The organism is Aggregatibacter sp. (assembly GCF_057314075.1).
The window spans coordinates 16,456-33,931 of record NZ_DBHLAR010000001.1 but is presented as its reverse complement, the minus strand read 5'-3'; the positions used below and the strand labels follow the sequence as shown (position 1 = coordinate 33,931).

Annotated in this window: 14 protein-coding genes; 3 read left to right on the top strand and 11 right to left on the bottom strand. The window is 44.6% G+C overall.

What is annotated here, in order from left to right:
• Positions 1–15: 15 nt before the first annotated feature.
• Entirely contained in the window at positions 16–783 is a 768-nt protein-coding gene (gene tatC, locus ACO5E4_RS00155; protein WP_485861654.1) for a Sec-independent protein translocase subunit TatC, read from the top strand.
• Positions 784–801: 18 nt separating this feature from the next.
• A complete protein-coding gene (hemB, locus tag ACO5E4_RS00150) occupies positions 802–1,824 on the top strand; it encodes a porphobilinogen synthase (RefSeq protein WP_485861653.1) in 1,023 nt (340 codons plus the stop codon).
• A gap of 108 nt (positions 1,825–1,932) precedes the next feature.
• Here hemB and glyS read toward each other — a convergent pair whose 3' ends face one another.
• The 9 genes from glyS to ACO5E4_RS00105 form a co-directional block, all read right to left on the bottom strand.
• Entirely contained in the window at positions 1,933–3,999 is a 2,067-nt protein-coding gene (gene glyS, locus ACO5E4_RS00145; RefSeq protein WP_485861652.1) for a glycine--tRNA ligase subunit beta, read from the bottom strand.
• Positions 4,000–4,046: 47 nt separating this feature from the next.
• A complete protein-coding gene (locus ACO5E4_RS00140) occupies positions 4,047–4,517 on the bottom strand; it encodes an OsmC family protein (protein ID WP_485861651.1) in 471 nt (156 codons plus the stop codon).
• A 298-nt stretch (positions 4,518–4,815) separates the two neighbouring features.
• Complete coding sequence (locus ACO5E4_RS00135; RefSeq protein WP_005709776.1) at positions 4,816–5,181, bottom strand: endonuclease domain-containing protein; 366 nt, start codon at positions 5,179–5,181, stop codon at positions 4,816–4,818.
• Between the two features lie 5 nt (positions 5,182–5,186).
• Positions 5,187–6,452: a histidine-type phosphatase gene (locus ACO5E4_RS00130; RefSeq protein ID WP_485861650.1), complete on the bottom strand. Its 1,266-nt coding sequence runs from the start codon at positions 6,450–6,452 to the stop codon at positions 5,187–5,189.
• 85 nt (positions 6,453–6,537) lie between these two features.
• Positions 6,538–10,557: a S6 family peptidase gene (locus tag ACO5E4_RS00125; RefSeq protein WP_485861649.1), complete on the bottom strand. Its 4,020-nt coding sequence runs from the start codon at positions 10,555–10,557 to the stop codon at positions 6,538–6,540.
• A gap of 66 nt (positions 10,558–10,623) precedes the next feature.
• A complete protein-coding gene (locus ACO5E4_RS00120; protein WP_314954310.1) occupies positions 10,624–10,884 on the bottom strand; it encodes a hypothetical protein in 261 nt (86 codons plus the stop codon).
• Positions 10,885–10,893: 9 nt separating this feature from the next.
• Entirely contained in the window at positions 10,894–11,544 is a 651-nt protein-coding gene (locus tag ACO5E4_RS00115) for an FABP family protein (protein ID WP_485861648.1), read from the bottom strand.
• A 53-nt stretch (positions 11,545–11,597) separates the two neighbouring features.
• Positions 11,598–12,506 (bottom strand): glycine--tRNA ligase subunit alpha, encoded by a 909-nt coding sequence (glyQ, locus tag ACO5E4_RS00110; RefSeq protein WP_485861647.1) that lies wholly within the window; start codon positions 12,504–12,506, stop codon positions 11,598–11,600.
• Positions 12,507–12,647: 141 nt separating this feature from the next.
• Complete coding sequence (locus ACO5E4_RS00105; protein ID WP_212510197.1) at positions 12,648–13,013, bottom strand: winged helix-turn-helix transcriptional regulator; 366 nt, start codon at positions 13,011–13,013, stop codon at positions 12,648–12,650.
• A 166-nt stretch (positions 13,014–13,179) separates the two neighbouring features.
• Here ACO5E4_RS00105 and ACO5E4_RS00100 point away from each other — a divergent pair, with 166 nt between their 5' ends.
• Positions 13,180–14,025, top strand: a complete 846-nt coding sequence (locus tag ACO5E4_RS00100; protein ID WP_485861646.1) for an SDR family oxidoreductase — start codon at positions 13,180–13,182, stop codon at positions 14,023–14,025.
• A 115-nt stretch (positions 14,026–14,140) separates the two neighbouring features.
• On the opposite strand, the gene ACO5E4_RS00095 is transcribed toward ACO5E4_RS00100, so the two are convergent.
• Together ACO5E4_RS00095 and polA are read right to left on the bottom strand one after the other, a co-directional pair.
• A complete protein-coding gene (locus ACO5E4_RS00095; RefSeq protein ID WP_485861645.1) occupies positions 14,141–14,458 on the bottom strand; it encodes a cupin domain-containing protein in 318 nt (105 codons plus the stop codon).
• Between the two features lie 15 nt (positions 14,459–14,473).
• Complete coding sequence (polA, locus tag ACO5E4_RS00090) at positions 14,474–17,272, bottom strand: DNA polymerase I (RefSeq protein ID WP_485861644.1); 2,799 nt, start codon at positions 17,270–17,272, stop codon at positions 14,474–14,476.
• Positions 17,273–17,476: the final 204 nt, after the last annotated feature.

The following is a 17,476-nucleotide window of genomic DNA, read 5'->3' as shown; positions in this document are numbered from 1 at the left end:
ACATCAGGATAACTTATGACCAGCGTTGACGATACTCAGCCCCTTATCACTCACCTAGTAGAACTGCGCAACCGTTTATTACGCAGCATTATTTTCGTTGCTGTGGTATTTGTGGCGTTAGTTTATTTTTCTAACGAAATTTATAACTTTGTGGCCGCACCGTTAACCGCAAACTTGCCAAACGGTTCTAGCATGATTGCCACCAACATCGCCACGCCATTTTTCACCCCAATTAAACTGACCGGCGTTGTCGCCATTTTTATTTCTGTGCCGTTTTTGCTTTACCAAATTTGGGCGTTTGTGGCACCGGCATTATATCAACATGAAAAACGCCTGATTTATCCACTGCTATTTTCCAGTACACTGTTGTTCTATTTGGGTGTGGCTTTTGCTTACTATGTAGTATTCCCGTTAGTGTTCAGCTTTTTAACTAAAACGGCACCGGAAGGGGTGGCAATTGCAACCGACATCAGTAGCTACTTAGATTTTGTGCTGACCTTATTCTTAGCTTTCGGTGTTTGCTTTGAAGTGCCGGTGGCCATCATATTGCTGTGCTGGACAGGTGTCACTACGCCGGAAGATTTAAAAGCTAAACGTCCTTATATTATTGTCGGTGCGTTCTTTATCGGCATGCTTTTAACTCCGCCGGATGTGTTCTCACAAACCTTGCTTGCTATTCCAATGTGTTTGTTATTTGAAGTGGGCGTATTCTTTGCACGATTTTATCATCCGCGTGAAGAAGACAAGGCCAATCAAGATGAAAACAATACAGCTAATCACTAATTCAATTCGGGAGATAATATGACACAACAAATTTTTACCGGTTTTCCAACCCGCCGTTTACGCCGTATGCGTAAACAGGATTTTAGTCGCCGCTTAATGGCGGAACATAAACTGACTGTTGATGATCTGATTTATCCCGTATTTATCATTGAAGGCGAAAATCATCGTGAAGCGGTGCCTTCCATGCCAAACGTAGAACGTTTAACCATCGACCAACTGTTAATTGAAGCCGGTTTATTGGTGAAATACGGCGTACCGGTGATTGCGTTATTTCCTGTGGTGGAACAGGCGAAAAAATCCTTAATGGCGGAAGAAGCCTATAACCCGAATGGCTTGGTGCAACGCGCAGTGAAAGCACTGAAATCCGCCTATCCTGACCTTGGCGTGTTAACCGATGTGGCACTTGACCCTTACACCCTACACGGACAAGATGGCATTATCGATGAAGAAGGCTATGTGCTGAACGACATCACCACCGACGTATTAATCAAACAAGCCCTGTCCCACGCAGAAGCCGGCGCAGATGTGGTCGCGCCAAGCGATATGATGGACGGTCGCATCGGCAGAATCCGTAGTGCCTTGGAAGAAAAAGGCTTTATTAACACCCTCATCATGGCTTACTCAGCTAAATATGCCTCAAACTATTACGGTCCGTTCCGTGACGCTGTGGGCTCTTCCGGCAACTTAAAAGGCGGTGATAAAAAGACCTATCAATTAGATCCGGCCAACAGCGACGAAGGCTTACAAGAAGTGGCATTAGACTTGGAAGAAGGCGCCGATATGGTGATGGTGAAACCGGGTATGCCATATTTAGACTTAGTCTATCGCGTAAAACAACAATTCGGCGTACCAACCTTTGCCTACCAAGTTTCCGGTGAATACGCCATGCACATGGCGGCCATTCAAAACGGCTGGTTAAAAGAAAAAGAATGTATCATGGAATCTTTACTTTGCTTCAAACGTGCCGGTGCTGACGGCATTTTGACTTACTTCGCCAAACAAGTGGCAGAGTGGTTGTATTTGGAAGGAAAGAATAAATAATTTCTTGATAGAAGATCTAAAGAAAAAGCCGAATAATCCTATTCGGCTTTTTTTATACGGAAAGTGCGGTGGAAAAAACACATGATTTTGTAACCGCACTTTTATCTTTTATTGCAACAACGAAATATCCGCCACCTGTAAGAATAACCCTTGCAACGTGTTCAAAATGGCTAGGCGGTTTTGACGCAATTTTGCATCTTCCGCATTCACCATCACATTATCAAAGAAGTTATCCACCGGTTGACGCAAGCCGGCGAGTTTATCCAACACTGCCGTGTATTCGCCTTGTGCGATTAACGGCTGAACCTCTTTTGCCAAACTTAACACGCTTTGAGCGAGTACTTGTTCTGCCGGCTCAACACATAACGCCACATCAATTGCGCCAATGTCGCCTTCCGCTTTTGCCAAAATATTCGCCACGCGTTTATTGGCGGCAGCCAAGGCTTCCGCAGAATCCAGTGTACGGAAATGTGAAACCGCACGCACGCGTGCATCAAAATCCGCCGGACGGGTTGGACGACGCGCCAATACCGCTTGAATCACATCCACCGCAATGCCTTCATCTTGATACCACGCACGGAAACGACCAAGCATGAAGTCCACCACATCAGAAACCACGTTTGAATTAGTGAGTTTATCACCGAAAAGTGCGGCTGATTTTTTCACTAAATCTTCTAAATCTAGAGGTAAGTTTTTCTCAACGATAATACGCAATGCACCTAATGCTGCACGACGCAATGCAAATGGGTCTGCACTGCCTTTTGGTGCTTGTCCAATGCCAAAGATACCCGTTAATGTGTCAAATTTATCGGCTAAAGCAACCGCACTTGCAACGAGTGATTTAGGTAATTCATCACCCGCAAAGCGTGGCATATATTGCTCATTTAATGCTACTGCGACTTCTTCATCTTCACCGTCATGACGCGCATAGTGCATCCCCATTACGCCTTGGGTGTCAGTGAATTCAAATACCATGTTGGTCATCAAGTCACATTTTGACAATAAGCCGGCACGTTTTGCTTTCGCTTCGTCTGCACCGATTTGTTTTGCAATTTCGCCTGCCAGTTGCTCAATACGGTCAGTTTTGTCTTTCAATGTACCGAGTTGTTGTTGGAACAACACGGTTTCTAAACGCGGTAAACGATCGACCAGTTTTTGTTTTAAGTCGGTTTTGAAGAAGAATTCCGCATCGGTTAAACGTGGGCGAACCACTTTTTCGTTCCCTTCGATAATCGCGGTTGGATCTTCTGGGTTGATGTTCGATACAAAAATAAAGTGCGGTAATAATTTGCCGTCTTTGTCATAAATCGGGAAATATTTTTGGTCGCCTTTCATGGTGTAAACCAAAGCTTCCGCAGGCACCGCTAAGAAGCGTTCTTCGAATTTCGCCGCTAACACGTTTGGATATTCCACCAATGAAGTCACTTCTTCAAGCAAACTTTCCTCAATGTCAGCCACGCCGCCAAGTGCGGTCGCTTTTGCTTGAGATTTTGCCAAAATTTCTGCTTTACGCTCGTTGAAATCTGCTACCACAGACCCTTTTTCACGCAATAATTGTGGATATTGGTCTGCATGTTGAATCTCAAATTCTTTTTCACCTAAGAAACGGTGACCGCGAATGGTGCGCGCGCTTGCCACACCTAAAATTTCGCCTTCGATTAACTCATCACCTAACAACATAGTCACGGTGTGAACCGGACGAATAAATTGCACGGTTTTATCTGCCCAACGCATTGGTTTTGGAATTGGCAATTTCGCCAACGCATTAGCCACAATGTCGTTCAGCAAGTTTTTAGTCGGTTGACCTTCAATTTTCGCACGGTGAACTAACCATTCGCCTTTATCAGTCACAATGCGCTCTGCTTGCTCAACAGTAATCCCACAACCACGCGCCCAGCCTTCAGCCGCTTTAGTTGGTTTACCTTCCGCATCAAAGGCAGCAGACACTGCCGGTCCGCGTTTTTCGATTTCTTTGCTTGGTTGCTGTGTGGCTAAGTTCAACACTTTCACCGCCAAACGACGCGGCGCCGCAAACCATTCGATCTTGTCGAAGGTTAAGCCCGCTTGGTTCAATTCCGCTTCAACGTTATCCGCAAAAGAGGTTGCTAATGTTTTGAGAGCTTTTGGTGGCAGCTCTTCTGTGCCGATTTCTACTAGGAAGTTTTGGGTTGTCATTTTGTTTTCTCTGGTAAGGTGCAACTTGCGCACCATTTTATTTTAATTTAATCTTTTTCAATCAGGGCTTCACATTTCACCGGAAAATTAAGTGAATTTGCGATAAAACATGCCTGATGCGCATTTTCATGTAATGCCAATGCCTTAACGGCATCCGACTCACTTGAAATTCTCACATGAGGATTTAATGTTGCCGAAATGAAGCGTCCTGCATGCTCAGAACTGCCTTCATCCATAATCGCTATTGCTTCATCACGGTATTCTTGCACAATAATGTTATTAACAGCACAAAAATGTAAATACCATAATTTATGGCAAGCAGAAATAGAGGCTAATAACATATCTTCTGGATTCCAACGTGTTTTATCACCACGAAAAGCTGGATCAGAAGAACCTAAAATATTAGGTTTATTCAATGCCGAAGCAATAAAATCCCGCTCATACGCAGTATAAGAAGAAGTGCCCCGCCCTAAATTTCCAACCCACTCTACGGTAGTTTGATAAATATGTTGCTTCATTATATTTTCCGTTATCTCTTATAGCGTATGTAAATTAAGAAATTCATGTCCTATTTGATTATTTTCTTCGTTTTCACTTCTGCCAAATCTCCCCTACCCCTCTTTGCTAAAGAGGGGATTGGATCTTTGCGGAGTTAAATATCTATGTTTTACTTTAACGTTTTTTGAAAGCAGATAATTTAATCTCTATTGAAATTAAAATGTAAATGAGCCAGTTACAATCAATTTACTCAAAAAATCCCCCTCTTTAGCAAAGAGGGGTAGGGGAGATTTGGCAGAAATTAATCCGACCTCATACTCAATCAGCCCTTACATTCTCCAAAAACAAATAAATCTGCTCGACTACCGCTTCAATTTCACGTATGACTTCATCATTGCTAAATCTCATCACCGTAAAACCAAGTGAATTTAATTCTGCATCTCGCAATGCATCTTTTTCCTGATAATCAGGTTCATAGTGCTGACTACCGTCCAATTCGATAATCAGCTTTGCTTTCGCACAATAAAAATCAACGATATAACTTAAAAGTGGCTTTTGTCGATTAAATCGAAATCCTAATAATTGATCTCGATTGATGCGTTGCCATAGCTTTCTTTCCGCATCCGTTTGATCCACTCGCAATTTCTGCGAATTCTCTTTTAAGTATTTTTCATAGGGTTGCATGAAAGCTACTTCTTGCCGTTCTCAATCCCTTCACTCAACACCTGTTGAAACCGCTCATAATCACAAAAACCATGTTCATCTTTCTCACAGCCTTTGAGGGTTAATGCTGTTTGGTTTGGTGGTGTCGCTAAACTTAATGGCGTGATGTTAATCAGCTGTTCGGTGGTTTGATACACATAATCCAACTTAAATTTGAGCTTGCCACTTGGTTTGTGTTTCCACACTTCAAAAATCAGTTTTCCGCCAATTGGGATATTTTCCAATGAATCATCCAATTCATAAGGCTCAACGCCTAGTGCCGCAAGCAGAGCGACAATATTAGAATCGTGTCCAACCAACAAGCTAATTTTGTTTTCACTATTTAGCTGTTGCTGAATAAATGCTAACAACGGATATGAGGCATTTTGTGCCAACGCTTCGTTGTTTTTAAATAACGTGCGGTAATATTCGTTTTTAATTTCGTTAATTGCACGCCATTTTTCTTGACTATCCACGCTGCCGTTTGCGATTTCTGCATCAGGTTTACCCACATAATGGGCGAGCAATAATGCACTGACAATTTTCTTCCCTGTGCTGATAGCACCGGTAATTTTAACCGATTTGCCGTCTTTAATACTGTATTCACCGACTTTTCCACCTAAATCACATTCGCCTTTTTGCAGGCAGTTTGGTGAATTTTTATAATCGATGATCTCACTTAATAGTGCATAATTTGGCGCCAATTTTTGCTGTAAAGCGGTTAAATCAACGTTATTTTTTGCCGATTTAATCAAGGCTTGACTTGGATTGTGCGCCTGCGTGTTAAAAATCGGATCTTTTTCTGAACCAATTTTACCATGATGTTGCAGTTGAACATTACAGCCCGCAAATGCACCAGACACAATGGCTTGCCCCGTTGCAATGGTGCGTTGTACCCCATTGGCATAAGCGAAAATACCTTCGCCCGATGCACAACGTTCTGTCGTTAATAATCCTTTATCCGCAAGCCATTGCCCTAAATATTGCCCGAAATAGGTTTCTAGCACCGTGCCTTTTGCCGTGAGATAACCTGATGGTACATCCCATTTCGCCCACGCATAGGGGGAATATTTCGCCATTTCCTGTGGATCTTTTTCCACCGGCGAGCGCAACCCATGACGACTAAAAATCAAGACTTTCTCAAGCTCATACTCTGCACTCGATGTATTTGGGCGATGTTCCTCGGCAAATACACCGCTCGCAAAGGCAGACCCCAGCAAAAGTGCAGTCAGAATTTGAGGTGTTTTTTTCATCTTTTTTACCTTTCTAAATAAGAATAATTCGATAACCGCACAATGCTATCCTCTTTCATGTTTGTATTTGTCGGGTTCAACGGCTTTACCAACGATACCCGACTTTCAAACCAAACTGATGTTGTTTATCCAACTGTTTGCCGAGAGATTGGGCAGCATAGGTGCTAACCTGCCAACCGTCTAAATCAGCACTTAAGCCAATTTCTTGCTGCCAATAACGGTCAAAACGTTGCATCAATGGTGCCTGATTTAACTGCACAGTGAGTTTGGAATCGGAAGCATCCACATAATTTACGCTAAGTGATGGACGAAGGGTTACGCCTTGCCATGGCATAAATGAATAATCCACCGTCACGCCCGCTTGGTAAACATTAAAATTCGCCGCCGGCACATGAATTTCTGATCGCTCGTATTGGTAATTTTCACCGGAAATGTGGTAGCGATGAAGACTCATATTTGGTTTAACGGCAAGCTTGCCTAAATTGATTTGATACCCCACCCCTGCGCCTAAAGCGACAATATGGCGTTGAATATGCGCATCTTGCAATTCACCTCGAATTTCACCCGCACTTGAGCCATAACTCATGTCTGCTGTGATGTTCAAGCCGTTAGCAAAATCATATTTGCCGAAAGCCGATAGCATCATCAGGCGATTTTTGTTTCGGATATTGTCATCAAAAGTATTCTTCGCTCGGGCATGAGAAAACAATAAACCGACGCGGTAGTTGTCACCAATATGTTGTGTCCCTAACTGGGTTAAATAGCTTTCTTGCTTGTAACCACGGAATTCATCTGCCTCATAACGACGAGAAGCACGAACCATATTTGCCCATACATGAGATTGGCTCTCTCCAACAAGATGTTTACTTAATTCATCAATAATGAGCAAAGCGCCATTCACACTTGCAGATAACTCGGATAAGGCGCTATTTGAATAACGGCTGATCATCTCTTTTTGCTTTTGCGCATCTGCTTTGCGTTTTTGTTCGGCTTTACGTTTGTCTGCCTCAATTCGTGCAGCTTCCTCTGCCTTACGTTTATTTTCAGCAATTCGAGCTTCTTCTGCTTTACGCTTTTCTTCCGCGATTCGAAGTGCTTCCTCTAGCTTACGTTTCTCTTCAGCAGTTTTTGCCGCTTCTTCTGCCTTGCGTCTCTCCTCAGCAAGTCGTTTTTCTTCTGCTTTACGTTTCTCTTCGGCGATTCGTGCTTCTTCCGCTTTGCGCTTCTCTTCCTCTAAACGAGCCTGTTCTGCCAATTCCAGTTCTTTTTTCGGATTGTATAAACGGTAATCGTGATTATCATTTTTTAGCTCATAGCGGTATGTCCCTACATCGACTTTGCCATTTGCCAAAGAAACCTTAACGTTATCGGTTTGAGCAGCATTTGTCAGCGTCAATAAACTGAGCTGCTGCAAGGTTTGAGGCTCTACGCCGGTATTGCGTACGTTTAACACAAAATCACCCGTTGCCAAGCCATTCACTGTCACATGTGCGCCTTTATTTTCTTGCAAATGAGTAGGGTAACTAAACGTTCCCTTTCCGCTTAAATCACCTAGCACCGTAAGTGTCTTAAATATTTGATCATTCGCTTGAGATGCCATATCCGTACCAAGGGTCACTTGCCCGTTATTGAGGCTTAAATTCCCTATTGTTGTACTGTTCGGTAAAATCCAGTTTGCATTGTCTGACAAAGAAACCAACGTCTCTTTGCTTCCCTGAATTTGATGATCGAAACGAGCATTAACGAAGTTTAATTTTGCTAGGTCAGAAAGCGTTGCGTTGCCCGTCAAAGTCGCATTTTCAACCGTTGCTGAGGCTTGGTTATTAAGTGAAAGGGCACCGGTTTGGGTAGCTTTATGTGCCAAGTGATATTGACTTTGTCCGTTTAACACCACATTACCCATAACATCTGCAAGTCCTACAACCGATAATTTCGCACTGTCGTTAAGGACAAAATTACCATTGATTTTGCTGCGTTCAATGCCGGCAAAGACTTTATCGGATAAGGTTTGGTTGGCGCATTTCGTCAGCCCCGTCCAGTCAGAACGCGCACAAATGAAATTCGCTTGTTTGTCGGTCACACCTAATGTGGCATTGGCGTTGTTGCTTAATTGCCAATCGCCGTTTATCGCAGAAACATTTCGAGAAACGACCGCACTTCCACCGTTAATAATGTATTTTTCCGCTTTAAAGGTACGGCTTAGCCAGTCATCGTCAATCACCACTTCCCCTTGCGGGCGACCAATTAATGCCGGTCGGTTTTGATGGTTATAGGCGTGAGGTGTTGGGCGACCACTAAAGACCAAAGTACCGTTTTCTTGCGTAATATTGCCGTTTAAATTAGAGCCACCCGACAATAAAAAGACACTGTCTGCGTGCGTAGGTTGATAATCGATATTTAATCGACCGTTATGAAGTCCGGTATTGGTTTCACCAAACCAACCGTTAAATGCTGTCGCTTTGGATTGATTAATGTCTTTTTCATTATCAATTTGCGTATTACCCAAAATCGTGACTGTGGCGTCTTTATCTTTGTTGTGGTTGACAATTTGTGCGCCTTCATCGGTATTTTGAATGCGATTAAAGGTAAGCGAATAACCGTTGAGATCTAAACGACCACCGCGGAAGCCGAAATAAATATTATTTGGATTGACTTGATCGGCACTTTCTAATTTCACCGTTGGGCGACCGCTCACAATACCTAATTGCTTGAAGGCTTGTTTTTTACCTTGTTCATCCGCTTGTTGATTTAATACGACAACACCATCCCCTACACTGATATCACCAAGGTTTTCGCCTTTACCGTTGACCAATAACGTGCCTTGCCCAATTTTAGACAAACGATCGCCTGCCGGATTTTTGACTTTCCACGTCACCGTACTACCTTCACTTACTGAAACACCAGCACCTTTCCAGGTTTCATCGGTGGTAGGCTGCACTACAAAATCCCCTTCAAAGGTCAGCCCGCCAGCCCCCTGATCAATATTATTTTTCAGGGTTATCGTGCCACTTTGCATATTTCCAAAGTAAATGTTCTTACCGTGATGCTGTGCAGGCATATAAGGGTTTGGACCACCATATCCAAAAAATTCATCTCTATCGGAAGACGGCAGGTTGTAGTTAGCAAGTGGCGTAGTCGCAACAACACGATTTCCTTTGGTTAGAGTGCCACTGCCATTGCCGCCTGCAACCCAGTCATAAGACGCTGCTGTAGGTTCAAATACTGTGACCAAATCTCTTGCAATGATTTCATCCAAATAATTCTTACGTGCAATTTGGTAGGTATTCTCTTTGCCTTGATAAGGATGCCCGCTACGCAATACGCCATTTAACAGCCATTTCCTCGCAGTTTTATCGTAAATAAACATCGGGGAACCACTGTCACCGCTAGAACCGGAAATCGGTAACGGACCATATTGATTCGGATGACGTACATCACCACTTAAACTAACCTCACCATTGTTCGCCCAACCTTGCATAAAGGTATTGCCTGCGGTGAGATAGTTATACGCCATGGCAATATGATTGCCATTGTCATTATCATCACGCAAAAATTGCCAACCGCTACCAATTCGCACCCGCATTGGATACTTGTCTAAATCGCTATAGGTGCTGCCCTGCATATTTGACACCATTTCTATAGGGGCTGCTTCTGTGACAAATTTGGTTAATCGAGGGGTATGGTAGTCCGTCATGTAAGGGTGAGTGGGATCGTTTTTATAATTATTTCGTTTTACGATGTTATAACTGAATCGATGCTGATCGGGGTTATTGCCTTCCATGCCGAAATCAACATTTCGATAGCCCACGTTATGTGCCACGCTGACGATATATTGATCGCCCACTAGCGCCGCCACACCATTACGGCTAACCACCGAGAAATCTATCATCGGTGCATTTTGCACCATGGTGCCGATAGATTCGCCTTTTTTATTCACCACCGCAATATTTTGCGCGCCAGGCGTAAACTTACCTTTATTCTCAGCAAAATCACGAAAATACTGATAATCCACACCGGAATAGACATGTCCGGCAAAAGCCGCCGGGGTTACGTTTAACGCCACAAACAGCGCAATGAATGTAGGTTGAGAATATCTCTTTTTCATAAAATGGATTTAATAAAATTGAACGAGGTTTATCAAAATAAAGCGAGTTTAAGCATGGTGCTCATATCAAGCAAAAACGGTTTTTAATTGGGTTTGATCCAAGATAACACGATCATCGTCCAACAATAACGCAGGGAAGCCGGCATAACCTTGTGCTTTCGCCTCATCAAATGCAGGATGACGATCACGTAAACGCAACCATTGTTTCAAATTAGGGATAGAAGACAATACTTCTACTTCCTCATATTCCACATCCAAACGTTTTAACTCTGCCACAAACGGTGCAGTATCAGGGCATTGCTCAGCATAATAAAGAATAGGTTTCATCACAGCTCCTTATCCTTTATTTTCCACAGCAAGTGCGGTCGGATTTGGTGTCGGTTCGCCGATTTTGGTTAGGCGGTTACGATCGCGATGCTCAAAAGGTTCGTCGTAATTTGGGATAATCATTGTGGTAATTTGATCGTAAGACCACGTGCCATCCTCATGAATTTTCACCGTAATCTCATAGCTTTCTGTGGTGAAAGATTGTTCAATAAACGGATTTGAGATAATGCCGTTTGTCAGCGAGCCACGCACGGCTTTTAGCGTAAATTCTTTCGCATCCGGTGCGGCATGGCCGGTGGCAATGAGGCTTTGTCCACGTGGAATACTTAACGACAAAGAAATCGTGCCGGTTGCCGGTTCCCATAACCAATAGCCCACTTGATCGTGAAAGGTTTCCACCTCATCAGGCTGCACAATCCGCGTGTGATAACGCAAGCCGTAATACAGTTGTGGGCCATTAGTTTGTGCATCAATCGGTTGCAACTCATAATGTTCGATATAAGGATCTTTCTCCGGCCCTTCCGCCTTTGGATTGATATCCAAACCGCGCTTGCCCTCCCAAATGCCAGCCATCGGCGCTAAAGGCCCTAAATTTACCAGCGTGTTTACATCCGGTTCCGCTTCGGTGTAAATATCGTCCGGATATTGAAAATCGGTCATGATGCTCTCCTTATATCGTTGTGTTGAAACATAAAGTGCGGTGACTTTTCGCTTTATTTTTTACAGCCCGGGAAACCTAAGGCTTCACGGCTGGCATAATAAGCTTCCGCCACGCCTTTGGTTAACGCACGAATGCGTAAAATGTAGCGTTGGCGTTCAGTAACGGAAATGGCTTTGCGTGCGTCTAACAAGTTAAAGCTGTGTGCCGCTTTTAAAATGCGCTCGTAAGCCGGCAACGGCAACGGACGTTCTAATGCCAATAAACTTTTGGCTTCTTTTTCATATTGATCGAAGCACTGGAATAAGAAATCGGTATCCGCATATTCAAAGTTATAGGTGGATTGTTCCACTTCGTTTTGATGGAATACATCGCCGTAGGTGGTTTTGCCAAGCGGACCATCAGACCAAACTAAGTCATACACGCTGTTCACGCCTTGAATGTACATCGCCAAACGCTCTAAACCGTAGGTCACTTCACCGGTAACCGGTTTACATTCTAAGCCGCCCACTTGTTGGAAATAGGTAAATTGGGTCACTTCCATGCCGTTTAACCACACTTCCCAGCCCAAGCCCCAAGCACCTAAGGTTGGGTTTTCCCAGTTATCTTCCACAAAACGAATGTCGTTTTTGGTCGGGTCAAAGCCAAGCATTTCAAGGGAACCTAAATACAACTCTTGAATATTGTCCGGAGAAGGTTTAATCACCACTTGGAATTGGTAGTAATGCTGTAAACGGTTCGGGTTTTCGCCATAGCGACCATCGGTCGGACGGCGGGAAGGTTGTACATAAGCAAATGCCATCGGCTCAGGGCCTAACGCGCGTAATGCGGTCATCGGGTGAGAAGTCCCCGCGCCCACTTCCATATCAAAGGGTTGCACAATAGTGCAGCCTTGGTTCGCCCAGTATTCTTGTAAGGCAAGAATCATGCCTTGGAAAGTTTTTACATTAAATTTTGTCATCATATGTTCTGTCTATTTAGGTGGAGAAAATGTGTGCCATTATACTGAAAACACGAGGCAGGATAAAGGAAAGGCGGAAAAAAGTGCGGTGGAAAAAACATGTCGATTTTTCACCGCGCTTTGGGAATCATCGTGTAGTAAATCCTACGGATTAGCCGCCTGCTTTTTTGCCAAAATTCCGTCAAGATTTGTTTCCAACCAATCCACCAACTCAAACATTTTATTGGACGCCTGCGAGCCGAATTCCGTCAAGGTGTAATCCACTTGTGGCGGCACGGTGTTGTAGGATTTACGAATTAACATGCCGTCCGCTTCCAGTTCCTGCAAGGTTTTTGTCAACATACGTTCACTCACACCATCAATGGCTCGGCGAAGTTCACTAAAACGCTTGGTGCCGGAATGCAAACTCACTAATACTAATGCGCCCCAACGACTGGTTAAATGCTGCAAAATTTGCCGGGAAGGACAGGCAGAAGCCAATACATTACCACGTTCAATACTTTTTTCCATTTTTATTTCCTTAAAAATCAATAGATTAAAAATTATTTTCAAAAAATTTCAAAGCTTACGTTTATGTAAGTACTTCTCAAAAGTAAGTATTGAAATATAATACGTCACATCAAGCGAACAATCAAATGTTCAAACATCATTTCAACTTAACGAGAAGGAAAACATCATGACAAACAAAACTATCGCAATTACCGGTGCAACAGGTCAATTCGGCGCAATCGCTTTAAATTTATTAAAAGCAAAACACGCAAACCTCATCGCGCTTGTACGTTCCCCGGAAAAAATTTCCGGCGTAGAAGCCCGCAAATTTGATTATTCAAAAACAGAAGGGCAAGTAGAGGCATTACAAGGCGTGGATACGTTAATTTTGGTGTCAAGTAATGAAATCGGTCAGCGTTTTGTACAACATAACAACGTGATTGAAGCCGCGAAAAAAGCAGGCGTGAAACACATTATTTACACCAGCTTACTCGGCGCCACCAACGACAATACCGTGAAATCCCTTGCCGGTGAACACGTTGAAACCGAAGCCGCATTAAAAGCCTCCGGTATCACTTATACGATTTTACGCAATGGTTGGTACACCGAAAACTACACGGCTTCAATTCCGGCAGCATTAGAAAACAATGCATTCTACGGTTCGGCAAAAACAGGCAGAATTTCATCCGCACTTCGTGCAGAACTTGCTGAAGCTGCAGTCAATGTCGCACTGGGTGAAGGCCATGAAAACCAAATTTACGAACTCGCCGGATCAACCAGCTGGACGTTAGCCGACCTTGCAGCAGAAATCAGCAAACAAACAGGTAAAGATATCCCTTACGTGGATATTCCGGCAGAAGATTACGCTGCTGCGCTTGTTCAAGCAGGCTTAGACGCGGGCTTTGCAGGCTTAATTGCACAATGGGATGTAGATGCGTCAAACGGTGCATTATTCTACGAAGACAAAACCCTTGAGAAATTGCTTGGCCGTCCAACAGCAGGATTGGATGTGGCGGTGAAACAGGCGCTTTAATTGTTCATTTAATTTGCTTCATAGATTATGGCGATTTATCAAAAACTATTGGCAAGATAATCAAGAAAGTGCGGTTGATTTTAAAAATGTTTTACACCAACCGCACTTTTTATTTTCAAATACTCCCCGCCTTTTCAATCACCAAAATCCGTGCTTCGCCTTGTGGGTGGGCGACGTGTTCGGTGCCGATGCCAGCGTAGAAAATATCGCCGGTTTCTAGCAATACGCTTTTGGCTTCGCCGCGCTCTTTGTAGTGCATTTCCACCACGCCGTCCATCACCGCAAAGACTTCCTCGCCATCATTGATATGCCATTTGTAAGGCTCATTTGTCCAATGCAAACGCACGCTGATGCCATTCATTTCGGTAATATCCAAACCGCCCCACGCACAGGTAGCGGTGAAATCTGCACTACGGATAATTTTGTGTGCCATGCTCTCTCCTTAACGTTAGTGGGCTTCGTCCCAATTTTCGCCCACGCCAACATCCACAATCAGTGGTACCACAAGCTCAGCAGCCGCTTCCATGTGTTGTTTGATGAGATCGCTAAAAAACGCGATTTTTTCTGACCGCACTTCAAACACCAATTCGTCATGCACCTGCATGATCATGTGAATATCCGGATCGTCGCGCGTAATTTCATCTAGCTTAATCATAGCGCGTTTGATGATGTCGGCGGCGGTGCCTTGCATCGGCGCGTTAATCGCCACCCGTTCCGCGCCTTTACGACGCATGGCGTTGGAAGAATTGATTTCCGGCAAATACAAACGGCGGCCGAACAAGGTTTCCACATAGCCTTGCGCTTTCGCCTTTTCACGGATGTCGTGCATAAAGGTTTGCACGCCCGGGTAACGTTGGAAATACAAATCCATGTAACGTTGCGCATCCGCGCGGGAAATCCCAAGCTGACGGGAAAGCCCGAAAGAGGACATACCGTAAATCAGACCGAAGTTAATGGCTTTCGCGTTGCGGCGTTGTTCGCTCGTCACCTGTTCCAACGGCAAACCGAAAATCTCCGCCGCGGTGGAGCGGTGAATGTCTTTGCCTTGTGCAAACGCGTTAATCAAACCTGCGTCGTTGGACAAATACGCCATAATACGAAGCTCAATTTGGGAATAGTCGGCAGCGATAATTTTATAACCGTCGCGCGCAATAAAGGCTTGACGAATGCGGCGCCCTTCCTCGTTACGAATCGGAATATTCTGCAAATTCGGATCACTGGAAGAAAGCCGCCCGGTTGCCGTCACAGCTTGATGATAAGAGGTGTGCACGCGCCCGGTTTGCGGGTTCACCATTTGCGGCAATTTGTCGGTGTAAGTGGATTTCAGTTTGCTCAAACCGCGATGTTCCACCAACACTTTCGGCAATTCGTGGCTGTACGCCAATTCCTCCAACACTTCTTCATTGGTGGACGGCGCGCCTTTCGGGGTTTTTTGCAGCACCGGCAAGCCGAGTTTATCGAACAGAATTTCTTGCAACTGTTTCGTGGACGCCAAATTGAACGGTTGTCCTGCCAATTCATGCGCCTGCATTTCAAGTGCGGTCAATCTTTCGGTAATTTCGTTGGACTGCAAGAACAGCGCATCAGAATCAATCAGCACGCCACAACGCTCCATGCGCGACAATACGCCGAGCAACGGCAACTCGATGGATTGATAAAGTTCTACCAAACTGGGTTGCGACTGAAGTTTTTCCCACAACACTTGTTGCAATTTCATGGTCACGTCGGCATCTTCCGCCGCGTATTCGCCTGCTTGCTCTAGCGGGATTTGATTGAACGTCAGCTGATTTTTCCCTTTCCCGGCAATGTCCTCAAAGCCGATGGTTTGGTGCCCGAGATATCGTTTCGCTAAGTCGTCCATGTTGTGCCGACCGGTGCTGTCCAAGGTGTAAGAAAGCAACATGGTGTCGAATTCAATGCCCTGCAATGCAATGCCGTTACGGGCAAAAATGGTCATATCAAACTTGAGATTCTGCCCAATTTTACCGATATTCGGGTTCTCTAAAATGGGTTTGAGAGCGGCAAGTGCGGTGCTTTTTTCGAGCGTTTTTGGCGCGCCGAGATAATCCAAATGCAACGGTAAATACGCCGCTTCACCATTTTCTAACGCAAAAGACACGCCAACCAAATTAGCGGACATATAATCCAGCCCGTCGGTTTCCGTATCCACCGCAATCAGTTTCTCGGCACGTAATTTTTCCACCCAGCGGGCTAAATCCGCTTCAGTCAGAATATTTTCATAGCGGCTACGGTCAATCTTAAATTTAACGGAATTTTCAACCGCGCTTTCATCGGTTTTGACCGCCGGCGTCGCTTGATAAGGATTCATTTTCACCGATTGCGTCGGTTGCGTTACGGAACTGGTGCCGTTCATCACCTCGCCTAGCCAGCGTTTAAATTCATACCGCCCGAAATATTCGATTAATGCATCATTATTGCTGTCACCGAGGGCGAGTTCTTGTGGGGAAAATGCCAATGCCACGTCGGTTTTGATGGTTGCCAACGCGTAGGACAAATCCGCCATGTCTTTTTCAGCAAGCAATTTTTCACCGAGTTTCTTCGCCCCACGAATCGGCAGTTCGGCGACTTTATCCAGATTGGCATAAATTTGTGCCATACTGCCGATGCCCTGTAAAAGCCCTAATGCTGTTTTTTCACCTACGCCCGATACGCCCGGAATGTTGTCAGCGCTATCGCCCATCAACGCCAAATAATCAATAATTAACTCCGGCGGAATGCCGTACTTTTCAATCACGCCATCACGATCCAGCAGGCTGTTGTTCATGGTGTTAATCAACATAATATTGTCGTCCACCAGCTGCGCCATGTCTTTGTCGCCGGTACTGATCAGCACCTTCTGCCCATTTTGCGACGCCTGGCATGCCAATGTGCCGATCACATCGTCCGCTTCCACACCTTCCACCACCAACAGCGGAATCCCCAACGCGCGGATCATGTCATGCAAGGGCTGGATTTGTTTACGTAGATCGTCCGGCATCGGCGGACGATGAGATTTATATTGCTCAAACATTTCATCGCGGAAGGTTTTCCCTTTGGCATCAAACACTACCGCAATGTGGCTTGGCTGAACCTGTGAAATCAAGCTTTTCAACATATTCAGCACACCATACATGGCGCCTGTCGGTTCACCGTTGGAGTTGGTAAGCGGAGGGAAAGCGTGAAAGGCACGGTATAAATAAGAAGAACCGTCCACGAGGACAAGGGGATTTGCAGCAATTTGAGCCATAATCATCTCATGATGTTGATAAAATGTTGTCGCATTATAGCGAAAATCGCGCAAGGGCGCATGGGGAATCCCTCTGAAAAAAGGGATTAAAAAATACCGAAAAAACGTACCGCACTTTGTCTTGAAGGATCCGAGAAATTGCCAAAGGATCTTGATCCTTATAGAAAAAATGCCTATACTCAAGCCGTTTTTTAACTCAATCAG

Bases quoted from the DNA above. Each gene is read 5' to 3' on its own strand.
- ACO5E4_RS00115 (WP_485861648.1), bottom strand. From the start codon at position 11,544: ATGACCGATTTTCAATATCCGGACGATATTTACACCGAAGCGGAACCG.
- polA (WP_485861644.1), bottom strand. From the start codon at position 17,272: ATGGCTCAAATTGCTGCAAATCCCCTTGTCCTCGTGGACGGTTCTTCT.
- glyQ (WP_485861647.1), bottom strand. From the start codon at position 12,506: ATGATGACAAAATTTAATGTAAAAACTTTCCAAGGCATGATTCTTGCC.
- glyS (WP_485861652.1), bottom strand. From the start codon at position 3,999: ATGACAACCCAAAACTTCCTAGTAGAAATCGGCACAGAAGAGCTGCCA.
- ACO5E4_RS00130 (WP_485861650.1), bottom strand. From the start codon at position 6,452: ATGAAAAAAACACCTCAAATTCTGACTGCACTTTTGCTGGGGTCTGCC.
- ACO5E4_RS00095 (WP_485861645.1), bottom strand. From the start codon at position 14,458: ATGGCACACAAAATTATCCGTAGTGCAGATTTCACCGCTACCTGTGCG.
- ACO5E4_RS00100 (WP_485861646.1), top strand. From the start codon at position 13,180: ATGACAAACAAAACTATCGCAATTACCGGTGCAACAGGTCAATTCGGC.
- ACO5E4_RS00125 (WP_485861649.1), bottom strand. From the start codon at position 10,557: ATGAAAAAGAGATATTCTCAACCTACATTCATTGCGCTGTTTGTGGCG.
- hemB (WP_485861653.1), top strand. From the start codon at position 802: ATGACACAACAAATTTTTACCGGTTTTCCAACCCGCCGTTTACGCCGT.
- ACO5E4_RS00120 (WP_314954310.1), bottom strand. From the start codon at position 10,884: ATGAAACCTATTCTTTATTATGCTGAGCAATGCCCTGATACTGCACCG.
- tatC (WP_485861654.1), top strand. From the start codon at position 16: ATGACCAGCGTTGACGATACTCAGCCCCTTATCACTCACCTAGTAGAA.
- ACO5E4_RS00105 (WP_212510197.1), bottom strand. From the start codon at position 13,013: ATGGAAAAAAGTATTGAACGTGGTAATGTATTGGCTTCTGCCTGTCCT.
- ACO5E4_RS00140 (WP_485861651.1), bottom strand. From the start codon at position 4,517: ATGAAGCAACATATTTATCAAACTACCGTAGAGTGGGTTGGAAATTTA.
- ACO5E4_RS00135 (WP_005709776.1), bottom strand. From the start codon at position 5,181: ATGCAACCCTATGAAAAATACTTAAAAGAGAATTCGCAGAAATTGCGA.